Below are 12,215 nucleotides of genomic sequence, written 5' to 3'. Positions count from 1 at the left end.
GCCGGTGCGGACCGTGCGATCACCGATGCCTGATGCGTAGGGTTCGGCGAGTGGGGGAGCCAGCCAGGAAGGACCAGGCCTCAGGAAGACCATTGATGACCATCACCATGACCATTCTGCTGACCCCGCTGTTCGTGCTGCTCATGTGGCTCGCCGCCGAGAGTTGGGCCCACGGGACACACCGGCAGCCCCCTGCCGCCGTCGCGGACTCGCGAACGCTCGAGCCCGCGATACCGGCACCAGCCCAGGCATTGTCGGGCACGTCTGTGCGGGACGGCGGGTAGTGGGCCCGTGGCCGGGACGTGAGGCTCGCCGGTGGCGTCGCAGCATTGGTCCAGGGCCAGTCGGTCACGGGACGGTTACCTGGGTGAGTCCTGCCCGGGCAGACGGTCGATCAGCGCGGCTGCCAGGCTGGTGGTCATCCGTGGCTGGGGCGGTCGGCCGGCCCGTTGTCGGCGAGCACACGTCGCAATGTGACGCGATCCTCGCTCACCAGCGTGCAGGGGACCTGACAGGCGGATGAGAGCTGGTGGATCCGTAGTGCGGCGGTCACGGCGGCAGGTCTGAGGTCCCCGCACCGGAAGTCGACGACGATCTTGCGGCAGGCAGGCGAGCGCAGCTGCTCCTGAACAGCTCGGCACAGCACGGGCCGGTCATCGACGTCCATCGCCTACAGGATGGTGACGATGACGACGCCTTTGGCGTCGTGGGCGACGGTGAAGGCCATGAGCTGCTCCGGGTACGCAGTGGCGGTGCGGCGGGAGCGCGGCTGGGGCGCGTATCGAGTCGTGATCAAGAAGGGGGCTTCGGCGAGCTCTTTGATCCAGATCATCGAGGCGCGTAAGTGGAGGCCGGCGAGGTAGCTCTCGGGGGTCTTGTCGTACGGGGTGGCGATGCCTCGCCAGGCCTTCAGCTTGTTGATCAGGCGCTCGACGGTGTTCCGCTCCTTGTAGAGCTCGGCGTCGTGGCCGACCGGACGACCGCCCGTGCGGCCCTTCCTCCTCCGGTTGGCGACCTGGTCGGTTTTCTCCGGAATCACAGCCTTGGTCTGGCGTTTTCGCAGGTGGGTTCGGTTGCCGCGGGACGAGTAGGCCTTGTCTCCGGCGACTGCGTCCGGCCGGGTGCGGGGACGCCCAACGGGTCCGCGGACCCGGATCTTCTTCAGCACCGGGATGAACTGCGGGCTGTCCGCGGCCTGCCCTGGTCCGCGAAGGGCCACCGGACCGGCACCGCGAACGGAGCCGTGGTGGGACACGAATGCGCTGACCAAGGGTGCCTCATCCAACCGCCTGGCCAGGGCAGCTACGTCATGGCGCAGCGACTGTGCAGTCCAACGCTGCCTGAAAGGATGTCCCGCCGGTCTACATCCGGGCACTCCGCCGAAGGGATCGTCTTCCGGAAACTCCGCACCAGGGCAGGGCAATCAGGGCATCACGACTCGACTGAATTCGCGGGCAAGCCCATTTTTCGCGGGCAGGCGAGGGTTAGGAAAACCGAATGGCCGAATGGCAGGAGTACCTCGACGCATTCAAGTACCTGCTACGCCCGATCACGGACGATGATGATCCCCGCAGAGTGGGCCGGGCCGAGCGTGACCAATGGAACCCGAGGTTTGCCGCGCTGCTGTTCTACGGCGACGAGAACTGGGTTGATCTTGACGACAGAGTACTGATCGAAACGCTACAGCAATGGGGAGCCGGCGCGGGCTACGAATGGGCCTTCTGGGACGAGGTCCTCGCCAGCCATCGCGATGAAAATGTCAGGGCAGGTTATGCGGCGCTTGCGTATCTCGTCGCGGCCTGGGAGCACGGTCAAGGCCGCGAGGCGGCCGTGCCCCAAAAGAATATCTCATGGACAGGGAAACATCCCGCCGAAACAAAGTGGTACAAGTGGGATGGGAAACAATACCTCTACGCGGCCTCCAGGGATTCGACGGTATGGCTGACATGGGACGAGCGCTTCAAAGCCCAACAAGAGCTCCTTCGCACCAAACAGGAGATCCAGCCAGCAGGCCGCGCCGACGGGACCGTCCAGCTCACCGGCTACCTGTACGACGGAGCGGTCTTGCGTGGAACAAAATATTATGCCCTGGCGCCGGACGGCGCATACGTCTACGGCCCAGAAAAGTATGGAACCTACGTCCCAAACTCAGGCGAGGATGCCCAGGGTACAGGCAACTGGCAGACATATGACTACTGGAAAGGGAAGGCAGAAAGTCATCCGGTTGTGTTTACTCTCAACCTTGTGGAAGCCGGAAGGCACGAAGTGTCATTCGCCAACGTCGGCGAAGCGAGCCGTTTCCTGGAGAAATGCAGGATAAGTAACCCGATGCACCTCCTCTCGGGTCTGACACGCCAGCCCGAACCGGGTTTCAAGGTAAATTATCGTGGCAAATTTACGGAGGTCACCTTCACTTTCGACAAGGTTGCCGCTGAAGAAGCCGCTCGGGGAGAGGTCGGGACCCGTGAGGCCTACGTCCTCAATAACCAAATGCTGTTGATCCCCACCACCCTCCGCGCACGAGTGGCACTCGGTCTCGCCAGAAGAGTCAGAACAGCGGGCTTGCTGCGCCAAGTCGACTTGAAAAATCAGAGAGACCGGAGAATCATCAATGAATACGGCGGAGGATGGAAAAGTCCGACGAAAAATCAGGAAAAACCATCTCCGCGGTCGGACGGCCTTCCACGCCGCGACCGCCGCCCTAAAGCAAGCACGTCGACGCCGCAATCAAAATCCCCGGCCTTGAAGCAGGCGAAACCTCTCCCCAAACGACCTGAACCTCACGAGCCCGAGACGGCAGCCCGATCAAGTAAAACCGAAAGTCCCCGGTGGACGAAACCAGAAATCCAGACCGCACGACACCGCACCGCCCCCAGATCAGAAGCCAAAGCTGAGCAAACTCGCATTCCTGGCACTATCGCCCAGCCGACAAAAGAACACTACGAAATCGCAACAAAGGTAAAGGAGTCTCTTCATGCGCGGAATACTTCTGAAGTCGAGATGGCCCAGGTAGCGACGGATCTCCTGCATTCCCTGAAACTGGACTGGGGGCCGCGGGCCCCTCATACTCCAACATAATCCCGTAAAGTTCCAGGACATCACGATGACCCAACCGCCGAAACTAACAATACAAGAGCTTAGAAGCATAATTGACGCTCAGTTCGGTTCGAAAGTCGATGACCCGACCCTGGCGAGAATACTCATCGCCCTAGGTGCGATTCCACCAGTGCCGACTGGGGCTCCGCCGCAACGGCCAGAAACCACCCCTCCACCAGGAAAGCCACAGGGACAGGAAGGAATCCAGCCCCCAAGCGCAATGGACGCCCCCAGTGCACCGGAAATATCATCTACGGTCGAGGAGATATTGCCGAAATGGTGGAATAGTGACAAGTCCCAGTATCGAGAGAGTGCGACTCGGCCACTATCCGGCAACGATAAGTGGGTTGCGAATCATGGCTTGAAACCGGCAATCGGATTTGATTTTGTCTTCAATAAGGATGAAGATGAGTATGTTCTCCATGGCGGCGTAAAATCGGAAGGTCCCCCCGCCTCGCTGCAGGAGCGCCTGATCGAGGTCCACGGGAAGGACGCACTCGAGGGATTGGTGGCCACTGCGCCGTGGAGTGACGCCGGAACCATGATGGCACGTCTCATGACACTTCCAGATTCGATACTGGAAATCGCGCAGGAGAAAATTTCGTCCGGTCCCTCTACTAGCTTTGATATGTTTGATGACGATCGAGGAATCATCATACGGCTCGTCAAGAAAGATCGCGGAGACGAATCCGCTTCCGATCCAAAACATTCCTGCGAAATCCACGTTTCATTGACCCCCGAGCGGATTGAGCAGGACAATACAGTTACCCTTAAAGCCCTCTGCGCGGCAGGTTCGGGTTCGGTCGGTACGTACCATTACTACACGGATCACGCTGTTTTCCTGCTTAGGGGAGAAGATGAGGAGCTACTGAGGCCGAGAGCCGAGAAGGCTGCTCTTCTCCTGCGAAAACTGGGCACTGCAGAACCTAAGAGCGGATATATTCGCCCCTCCGCAAGCGAAAAAAAGAACACCATCATTGTGGATGACCTGGATCCGAAGGTCATCGCTACGATCCAGGGGCTTCCCGGCTATTCCGTGTCGGTAGAGAAATCCGGCCAGGGTGGGGGGCCGGGAAACTACGGGGCGGCCGTGGCCACCGCCAAGAGGGACCGGGTGGAAGCGAAAGCCGCAAAGCGGATCCAGAAAAAACTCGCGAAGCAAATCTCCCGTACGGAACTCGCTTCCCTCGCCTCCCAAGTCTTCATCGATCTCGAGGCAAGCAGCACGAAATAGACCGGCTACCTGATCAAACGCAGGAATGACAACATGACCCAACCACCCAAACCACTCGGCGCAGCTAATCTTCTTGCGATCATCTGCAAGGAGCTCGGCATCGAACCCAGGAGCACGAACGCACTTACCCCGGACGCCAAGGAATCAATCAAACGAGTACTGCTGCACATCGGAGCGGATAGGCCGCCGCTCTTGGCAGAACCCCAAGACGATGCGCCGGCCGATACCATCTCGGGACCTCCACCTCTCCTGAGCCTGGACTCCGAGTCGAGCGTGCGCGCGGAATCCAAGGAGAAGGGTTCCGCCGGAGGTCTTGCAGACGAATTCGAGACGTTGGACGTGTCCTTGCGTGAGCTATTGGCAGCAATAGACCGAGAACAGACTAGCGGGACGGACGCTGTCCGGGCATCTTTGGTAATAGCCATGCAATGTGTCAACGTAGCGAGGAATAAGCGTATCCTTGCCCCTTCGGACGTGAAGCCGAAGGCGGGACTGATGGAAGACGCAGCTAGCCAGGTCTCAGCGCTCCAAAGTACCCTGAAGCAGGTAGAGGATAAGCATGCACGGCTTCCTAGCAAGCTCACAAGGCTCGAACGGGAGGCAAAAGCACTCTGGGCCAGATCGGCGGGTTTCTCAGATTTTGAAACGCGGATTCAAAACCAGGAAGAACGCCTCAAGGAGGCGCAGCTACTCATCGATTATCTGACGAATTCAATGAGTGAAATCGCCAAGTGGGCGGAGAGTGAAGCTGTTGCGCTTCGAAGGGAAAACGCGGAGCGGGCCCAAGAGCCGTCGATGGATCAGCATGTGAAAATGGCAGCCGGCATACCCAAGGCAGAAATCCAGAGCGAATCTTCTTACTCTTTTCGCCTTTGCGACAGTAGATACATGATTCTTCGGGAGAAGAATGCCGCCGAGGAGGAGATCAGCAGTCTCAACCCCGCACTGCTGGGGCTGATCAAGGAAACGGTTTCGGCAAATGAAAAGAAGGCATCCTTTGGCGACCTTGAAATCGAGGTTTACCGAGACCGCGATCGCAGAACATATATTAATGTCGTGAGGCGCATCGTCGGCTTCCCTGAAATGCAGAACATGCTGCTGGTGAAGGCCATGCGCAAAGAGGTCGCCGAGGGGAGCGTGATCTTCTTCATGACGTGCGGGGGGAACCTCTACGTGGACGGTGCCGGAGGCGAGTCACCGAGCGACGCTTTCAAAAAAATGATTGAATTCCTCGGGGGTAGCCGATGGATGCTCAAGGATCTGGGAATGGTAAGAAAAGGGCACCGGCTTCTGGCACGGCACGAATACGAAGTCTCACTAAGAGCGGGCACCGGAGATACTGCGGGCCTGCAGGACCTGGTGGCGAACCTCCTGCGGGTCAAGGACAAGAGCGTGATCAATATCATCTGATGTACCCCAGGCGAGGCGGTGGTCTCCCCGGGGGTGCAGCGCTGCGGCATCAGCAGCAGGCCGCCCAAGCGGACCCTACCGTCGACCCTGGCGCAGCACTGGATCCCCGACCGGATCGGCACCACCGCGCTCTCCGTCAAGGCCGGCCACGCAGCACCCGTCTCCTGGTTGGGCGTCCGGATCCTGGCGATTATTCACCAGCACGCCTCGCAGCCGCCCGGTGCGGTTCGATGGTGAAGGCGCGCTGGTCGCGCTGAGCGCCCGCGACCCTCGGCCGGACCCTCACATCACGGACTGACGCGATGTTCCAGGAACGCCTGGTGCCCGTCATACGGGGACGGGTGGAGTCGGGCGCGCAGTTGGCGGCGACCGGTGAGTTGGAGCTTCTCGTAGACGTGGCCGAGGTGGTACTCGATCGTCTTCGGGCTGAGGAACAGCTCGCGGGCGATCTCCTGGTTGGTCAGACCCTGGACAGCGAGGTGGGCGACGTGCTGCTCCCGCTCGGTCAGCAGCCCCTCCGCGGCGTCGGCGCGCCGGACAGTGCTGGTCATCGGTTGGGCGGACGTCGGCTGCAGGCGGGCGAGTTCGGCGGCGGTGCGCCGCGTGTAGGGAGCGGCACCGAGATCGGTGAACCCGTCCAGGGCGTGCTGGAGGTGCGCGGTGGCCCGTGCACGGTCATCGGCGGTGGTCCCGTACAGGCGGCCGAGGTCACGGTGGAGCAATGCGCAATGCAGAGGGATGTCATCGCCATCGCGGACGGAGGTCGCAAGGCCGGCTCGGTAATGCGCGGTGGCCTGTTGAACGTCGCCGTGGGCTATGGCGAGGCGCCCGTGCAGCCAGGCCGAGGTGGTCGCAAGACCGGGCGCGTCCCTCACGAGATCGTCGAAGAGACCCAAGGCCTGCCGGGCACGCCGGAGCTCGGCACCGGTCGGCTCGGCGGTACCGGTTGCGGCCTCCACCAGGAGCGGCGCCCACTGCACGACGAGTTGGTTGCGCATACCGGGAGCGACAGCATTGGGGTCGTCGATGGCAAGCAGCGCCCGGAGCATGGCTGCGTGGTCGTCCTGGGCCTGGGCCCAGACGGCCTCGGCCAAGATCGGGAAGATCGAGGTCAGCCCGGGGAAGAGGCGCGCGTGGCGATGGCAGGCCTCGAGATGGGTCCGGGTCTGCCGGTCGTGGCCTTGCTGGGCGTGGGCGAGAACGGCGGCCGCGTGCCCAGGGGCGAGGGCCCAGGGCTGGGCCTGGATGTCGGCGGTGAGCAGGGCCTGGTCGGCACTGCTCGCGGCGTCTTCGTAGCGGCCGACGAAATGGCGGGCGAAGGCGAGCATGAAGTGCTCGACTGCCAACGTGGGCAGGCCGGGATCGGTGCGCTGGCGTGCGAGGAGGACGGTCAGGTCCTCGATGCCGGAGGCGAGGTGGCCAGCACGCACCCGCAGCATGCCCCGCCACGTCAGCATGGGGCTGTCCGGGTGGGGGACCTGGGCGGCCTTGTCGAGCAGACCGGCCTCGGCGATGACCCCGAGACCGATACCGGGCCCTTCGGCGCAGCCGACCGCGTACGCGAGCGTGCCCCGGGCATGATGGGCGGTGGCGCCGGACGGCAGTTGGTCGACGACGGGCCGAAGAGCGGCGACAGTCCGGGGGCCGTCTGCCCGCAGATGGTAGGCGATCCCGAGCCAGGTGCCGGCGAGCAAGCGTACGGCGGGGTCGGTGGCGGTGTCCCGAGCATGGATCAACAGGTGCTCGGCGCGGGGTGGATCCTCTCCGGCGAAGGCGAGGAGATAGCCGAGGGCGGCGTCCCGGCGGGGGCTGGGGGCGCAACGGTCCAGGAGGTCGCGCAGGCCGTGAGCCCGGCCGTAGGCCTGGCCGGTGAGGAGACCGGTGGCGGCGGTGACCAGGTGGGTCTCGTACTGTTCGCGCGTAGGGGCCAGGTCGGCGGCCCACAGCTGCAAGGTGGCGGCACGGTCGTACCGGCCCTGTGCGGCCTCGTGCCCTGCTTCCACGGCGAGCTCCCGTTCGAGGTCGCGGTCGCGGTGCCCCACAGTGGCGGCCGCCACACGGTGCGCCCAGGCGTCGTCGGCGCTGACGAGGGTGGCGGCGGTGGTGTGGAGTGCTTGGCGACGGCTGGGGCTGATGGCCTGGTAGACGGCGTCGCACTGAAGCTGGTGATGAATGCGGACGGGGGTGGTGGGCTGGTCGGGCTCCCAAGCCACGAGCCCGACGTCCAGGGCGGGGCCCAGAGCACGGGGGGCGTCCCCGATGCCGGCGAGCCGGCCGGCCGTCGCGAGCGGCGTGGGGACGCCCAGTACGGCCAGCGCCTCGACCAGGCGGCGCGACTCGCCGGGCAGGCGGTCCAGGGTGTGGCAGACAACCGCGTCCAGGCTGGCGGGGACGGGCAACGGGTGGGACAGGTCGGCCAGCTCCGCGGGCGTGATCTGGGTGAGCAGGGAACGCAGGTGCAGCGGATGCCCGGCGGTGCGTTCCAGTAGTCGGGCAGTGACCGGGTCCGGCAGCCGCGGGGCGCCAGGGGCGGTGGCGAGTTGTCCTGTCTCGGCAGCGCTCAGTCCGGTCAGGGAAAAGCGCTGGATGCGGATGCCCCGGAGAATCTGGCGCCAGTCGCGCACCGGGTGACCGTCCGAAGTGCTGACGGCGGCGATGGGCGCTGCGGCGGTGCGGGCAGTGACCACCACCAGGACGGGTTCCGAGTACAGGCGGCGCAGCACGAACGCAAGGGCGTTCAGAGACTGGGGGTCACTCCACGGGATGTCGTCGACAACCAACGCGAGTGGGCCGGTGTCGGTCGCGGACGCGAGCATGTCCAGCAGGTCGACGCCCACCGTGATGGGCGACGCCGTGGGGGTCAGCGAGCGTGCCAGGTCCCGGACGCCGGGTGCGTCGGACGGCAGATGGCGCAGCAACTGGTCCAGTACCCCGTACGGGTAGTCCTGCTCGGCGCGGTCGCAACCGGTCCAGCACACCCGCAAGCCGTCTTCCGCCCCTCCGAGGGCCTGGTGCACCAATGATGTCTTGCCGATCCCGGCCTCGCCCTCGACTGTCACCAGCCACGGCGTTCCCCCCGCCACCTCGGCCCGGCACTTTGCGAACGTTTCCAGCTCCCTGGCACGCCCGACGAAAACCGACCCCCACCGCGCGGACCCGCCATCGGTCGTCCCCACAGACACCCGTGCCGCCCGTATACCGCTGTCCCAAGCCCCGGGGCCCATATCACCACCGGCTTTCCGCTCTCAGGCTTCACGTTCGATCATAGACAGCGCTGGCGGCCGTGGCCGGACCAAACCGAACCCTGAGTGCCGCGGCAGTTTCGCGCGGCACCAAGCCAATTAGCCCAGGGGACGGGCGGGTGGAAGTCCGGGTCAGCGGGTTGCCCGGGTCACCCGCCACCGGGCCGACCGAACCAGCGGCAAGCGGACCCGCGAGAGGGTCAGGGCCAAGCACGACCAGCGGTACCGACTCCACCCCCTGGGCCTTCGCCCAGCTCAGAGCCTTCGTCCACTACAAGCCCAGCGTGTCGGCGTGCCGGTCGTGCACGTCAAAACCGGCCTACACCTCCCGCCAGCGCTCCGCCTGCTGGCACACCCACAAGCAGAACCGAGTGGATCAGAGGACGCGCGGCTGCGTGAGCAGTTCCTGGGCGCGGAGTGGTACCTGTACGCCGCCGCTCGCCGGCCGGGAGGAGGTGCTCGGAGCTGTGAGTCACCTGGCGGTCGGTGAGGGGGTGGGCGGTTGGTCGCCCAGCAGGTAGCGGGCACCGACACCGTGCTCGGCGGCGGTGTCGTCGGGGTTGTAGAGACTGCAGGTCTTCAGCGAGAGGCAGCCGCAGCCGATGCAGCCGCCCAGTTTCCGGCGCAGCAGCTGCAGTTCGGCGATCTGGTCGTCGATGCGGTGCTGCCAGGTACGGGGCGACCGGGGCCGGTCCAGGCGCTGGCGGGTGAGCGCGGACAGTTCGATCTCGGCGATGTTGAGCCAGGAGCCGTTTTTGGGGTGTGGTGGATCTCAAGCGCTGGGCGAGACGCGAAGGCCTTCCCCGGCTCGAACGCCTCGTAGAGCGAGGCGGTGGAGTGGGTGTTGAGGTTGTCCATCACCAGCACGACCGTGGCGGCGTCGGGATAGTCCACGGTCAGCAGCTGCTCGACCTGCTGTGCCCAGTCGACCCTGGTCCGGCGGGGCCGGGCGTCCACGCGCCGCCATCCGCGCAGCGGCTCGACCCAGCAGAAGATCGAACAGGTTCCCGAGCGGACGTACTCGTTGTCCTCGCACCGGTCACGGCCCGGCAGTGTGGGAAGCGGATCACGAACCTGGCCGAGCAGTTGGTACGGCTTCTCGTCCATGCACACCACCGGGCGCGCCGGATCGAAGGGGCGGCGGTAGACCGCCAGGACGTCCTCCATCGCCGCGGCGAAGGCCGCGTTCGCGGCCGGCGGGATGGCCCAGCACTTCTTCACGTGAGGACGCAGTTTCGTTTTTTAACACCCGGCCGATCGTGGAGTGGTCCAGATCCGGGATGTCCCAGGTCAGCGCGACGTGCTTCTCCAGCAGACGCAGCGACCAGCGGGCATGTCCCTTGGGCGGCGTCGAGCACGCCAGCGCGATCAGCCGCGCCTCGACCTCGCCGGTCACCGCGGAGGGCACCGGCGGGAACGCCCGTTCCTTGCGGCCGACCGTGGCCCACACATCGCCACCGGTCTCCGCGTACCGCTTCGAGATCAGGCGGACCGAATCGCACGAGACGCCGACCCGGTCCGCGATCACCGCCAGCGGAGCGACCTCGCCGACCGACGTGTCCAACGCGAGCAGCACCCGCACCCGCCTGATCATCGACGCGCCGCGAACCCCCGTCATCGTCACACGCTCCAACGCCCGACGATCTTCGGCACTCAACACGACCTGGTCAGCGGGGTGGACGTTGCCCAGGCCCGGTCCCCGGTGGGCGACCCGGGTGACTCGGACCGTTCCGAACACGGTGGCGAGCCAGCGCGAGTGCCCGGTCTCCCGCCAGGGCCTCACCCGTCCCTCCGGTCGTCACCGTCGGGCCGGCACCGGCGCGCACCCGGTGCTCTTCCTGGCTGCCGCGCAGGTCCAGGTGGTCTTGCAGCAGCAGGCGAAGCAGTTCCCGCCCGGCCGCATCGAGGTGTTCTTCCAGTCCGGCGTGCGTCCAGGTGGTCGCCGGGCTGCCTGACAGCGTGTGCATCAGCGTCTCGAAGGCGCTGAGGGAGCGCGCAAAGGGGTCAGCGGTGCATCGGGTGTCGTACCTTGTCATCTCCAGGGCTCTTCCCGTCCAGCATCGATTGGGTCGCACCCTCGAACGTAGGCGCGGAAGAGCCCTGCTGTTAACGGGAGTTGGGCGATTTGGCGGTTCGGAGGCGGGCCGGGGTGAACAGCCCTGGCGTGTCCTCGTCCAGCCAGCCGCGTTCCACCAGCCGCTTCAGCTTCGAACGCGTGCCCTCGATCTTCCCGGTTTCGGCCGGCAGGCCGATCCGGGGCACGATCTGTTTGGCGCGGACCGGCCCGGGAGCGTCCGCCACCACCTCCAGAATGTCGCGATATACCTGCGGCAGGACTTCCACCTCCATGCCGGGCTGCCAGTTCGGCACGGTCAGCACCCCGATCACGTGCCGCTCTGCCCCCGCATAGGCAGATGCCGTCGACTCACGGGCAATCGTCTGGTCGAAAGCCGCCGCTGATTTCTCCGGGGTCATCTCCGCGAGCACCTCGGCAACCGTCTCCCGCGCGATCCGCAACCGCTCCAGACTCCCCCGTGCCAGCTCCAGCTTCCCGGACAGCTCGGCGAGCTCGGCTTCGAGCCCCTCCACACGCGCCCGGGCGGCCGCCTCGCATGCTTCCAACTCCTCGAACAGCGAGCCCATCCGCCACCCTCCTCCACCACAAACGTAGAGAGGAGAAGCCGCGAGCACAGCCCCAGTCAGCGTTCTCGGGGTTCAGCCGTTCCCTTCAGAGGAACCGCACCCTTCCCCGATCGGGGCGGGGCAGAGGATTGTGGTCGGGTCATCCAGCCCGCTCGGGTGGCGCCCCACTCAGTTGGGCGAGGACGCAGCACTCACGGATCCGCCGACGAAGTCGGTGTAGATCTCCTTGAAAGCGATTTCCGACGCGCGGGTCTCTCTGATCGCCGAGATGGTGGCCGACACGACCGCGTCATAGCTGTTGCTCGCGTCCCGCGCTGGTACATGGATGGTGAGTGCCAGACCGTCGCAGTCCAACGTAACCGTCCAACCGCCCTTTGGTTTGAACGCCACGGCTCGTCGCCTCCGATCGTTGCTCCACGATGCCGAACTTGGCACGGCAGGGAGGCTAGGAGTACGTCGGACGCATGGCCTTGCCCGATCAGGCCAGGGAAGGCGCAAAAGGCGGACGTCGGGAGCCGGTCAGTGGCTGCTCTCTCGAGAGCGTGGTTGCCCCCCGCAGCAGCATCGAGACGACCGCGGCGAGGTCCTCA

The 12,215-nt window shown here is 65.1% G+C and carries 12 protein-coding genes and 1 pseudogene; 6 read left to right on the top strand and 7 right to left on the bottom strand.

The window, feature by feature from the left end; translation table 11 throughout:
- Positions 1 to 95: 95 nt before the first annotated feature.
- Positions 96 to 284, top strand: a complete 189-nt coding sequence (locus tag BS83_RS02725; protein ID WP_037600078.1) for a hypothetical protein — start codon at positions 96 to 98, stop codon at positions 282 to 284.
- Positions 285 to 418: 134 nt separating this feature from the next.
- Here the strand turns inward: BS83_RS02725 and BS83_RS44995 are convergent, their stop codons facing one another.
- The gene (locus BS83_RS44995; RefSeq protein WP_157596823.1) at positions 419 to 667 is read right to left on the bottom strand and encodes a hypothetical protein; all 249 of its coding nucleotides are present in this window, start codon (positions 665 to 667) and stop codon (positions 419 to 421) included.
- 129 nt (positions 668 to 796) lie between these two features.
- Positions 797 to 1,249 (bottom strand): annotated as a pseudogene (locus tag BS83_RS02720) (transposase); the annotation flags it as partial.
- A gap of 248 nt (positions 1,250 to 1,497) precedes the next feature.
- On the opposite strand from BS83_RS02720, the gene BS83_RS44990 reads away from it, so the two are divergent.
- The 4 genes from BS83_RS44990 to BS83_RS02705 all read left to right on the top strand — a co-directional run bounded on the left by BS83_RS44990 (position 1,498) and on the right by BS83_RS02705 (position 5,977).
- Positions 1,498 to 3,078, top strand: coding sequence for a hypothetical protein (locus BS83_RS44990; RefSeq protein WP_157596821.1), 1,581 nt, complete (start codon positions 1,498 to 1,500; stop codon positions 3,076 to 3,078).
- 379 nt (positions 3,079 to 3,457) lie between these two features.
- Positions 3,458 to 4,330 carry a hypothetical protein gene (locus tag BS83_RS44985; RefSeq protein ID WP_157596819.1) on the top strand — a complete coding sequence of 291 codons (873 nt, stop codon included), beginning with the start codon at positions 3,458 to 3,460 and terminating at the stop codon, positions 4,328 to 4,330.
- Positions 4,331 to 4,363: 33 nt separating this feature from the next.
- Positions 4,364 to 5,740 carry a hypothetical protein gene (locus BS83_RS44980; RefSeq protein ID WP_157596817.1) on the top strand — a complete coding sequence of 459 codons (1,377 nt, stop codon included), beginning with the start codon at positions 4,364 to 4,366 and terminating at the stop codon, positions 5,738 to 5,740.
- 18 nt (positions 5,741 to 5,758) lie between these two features.
- Positions 5,759 to 5,977: a hypothetical protein gene (locus BS83_RS02705; protein ID WP_037600075.1), complete on the top strand. Its 219-nt coding sequence runs from the start codon at positions 5,759 to 5,761 to the stop codon at positions 5,975 to 5,977.
- Positions 5,978 to 6,027: 50 nt separating this feature from the next.
- Here the strand turns inward: BS83_RS02705 and BS83_RS02700 are convergent, their stop codons facing one another.
- The 3 genes from BS83_RS02700 to BS83_RS43375 all read right to left on the bottom strand — a co-directional run bounded on the left by BS83_RS02700 (position 6,028) and on the right by BS83_RS43375 (position 10,606).
- Positions 6,028 to 8,964, bottom strand: coding sequence for a helix-turn-helix transcriptional regulator (locus BS83_RS02700; RefSeq protein WP_037600074.1), 2,937 nt, complete (start codon positions 8,962 to 8,964; stop codon positions 6,028 to 6,030).
- 597 nt (positions 8,965 to 9,561) lie between these two features.
- Positions 9,562 to 10,089 carry a transposase gene (locus BS83_RS02695; protein WP_198035112.1) on the bottom strand — a complete coding sequence of 176 codons (528 nt, stop codon included), beginning with the start codon at positions 10,087 to 10,089 and terminating at the stop codon, positions 9,562 to 9,564.
- Positions 10,049 to 10,606 carry a helix-turn-helix domain-containing protein gene (locus tag BS83_RS43375; RefSeq protein ID WP_232248017.1) on the bottom strand — a complete coding sequence of 186 codons (558 nt, stop codon included), beginning with the start codon at positions 10,604 to 10,606 and terminating at the stop codon, positions 10,049 to 10,051. The genes BS83_RS02695 and BS83_RS43375 overlap by 41 nt, the downstream gene beginning before the upstream one ends.
- A 91-nt stretch (positions 10,607 to 10,697) precedes the next feature.
- On the opposite strand from BS83_RS43375, the gene BS83_RS43370 reads away from it, so the two are divergent.
- Positions 10,698 to 10,937, top strand: a complete 240-nt coding sequence (locus BS83_RS43370) for a hypothetical protein (protein WP_157596813.1) — start codon at positions 10,698 to 10,700, stop codon at positions 10,935 to 10,937.
- Positions 10,938 to 11,088: 151 nt separating this feature from the next.
- On the opposite strand, the gene BS83_RS02685 is transcribed toward BS83_RS43370, so the two are convergent.
- Both BS83_RS02685 and BS83_RS02680 read right to left on the bottom strand, forming a co-directional pair.
- Entirely contained in the window at positions 11,089 to 11,625 is a 537-nt protein-coding gene (locus BS83_RS02685) for a hypothetical protein (protein WP_037600072.1), read from the bottom strand.
- 168 nt (positions 11,626 to 11,793) lie between these two features.
- Positions 11,794 to 12,015: a hypothetical protein gene (locus BS83_RS02680; RefSeq protein WP_037600071.1), complete on the bottom strand. Its 222-nt coding sequence runs from the start codon at positions 12,013 to 12,015 to the stop codon at positions 11,794 to 11,796.
- Positions 12,016 to 12,215 lie beyond the last annotated feature (200 nt).

Origin of the sequence: Streptacidiphilus rugosus AM-16 (assembly GCF_000744655.1) — a bacterium.
GTDB classification, from domain to species: Bacteria; Actinomycetota; Actinomycetes; order Streptomycetales; family Streptomycetaceae; genus Streptacidiphilus; species Streptacidiphilus rugosus.
This window is presented reverse-complemented; position numbering and strand designations above follow the sequence as displayed.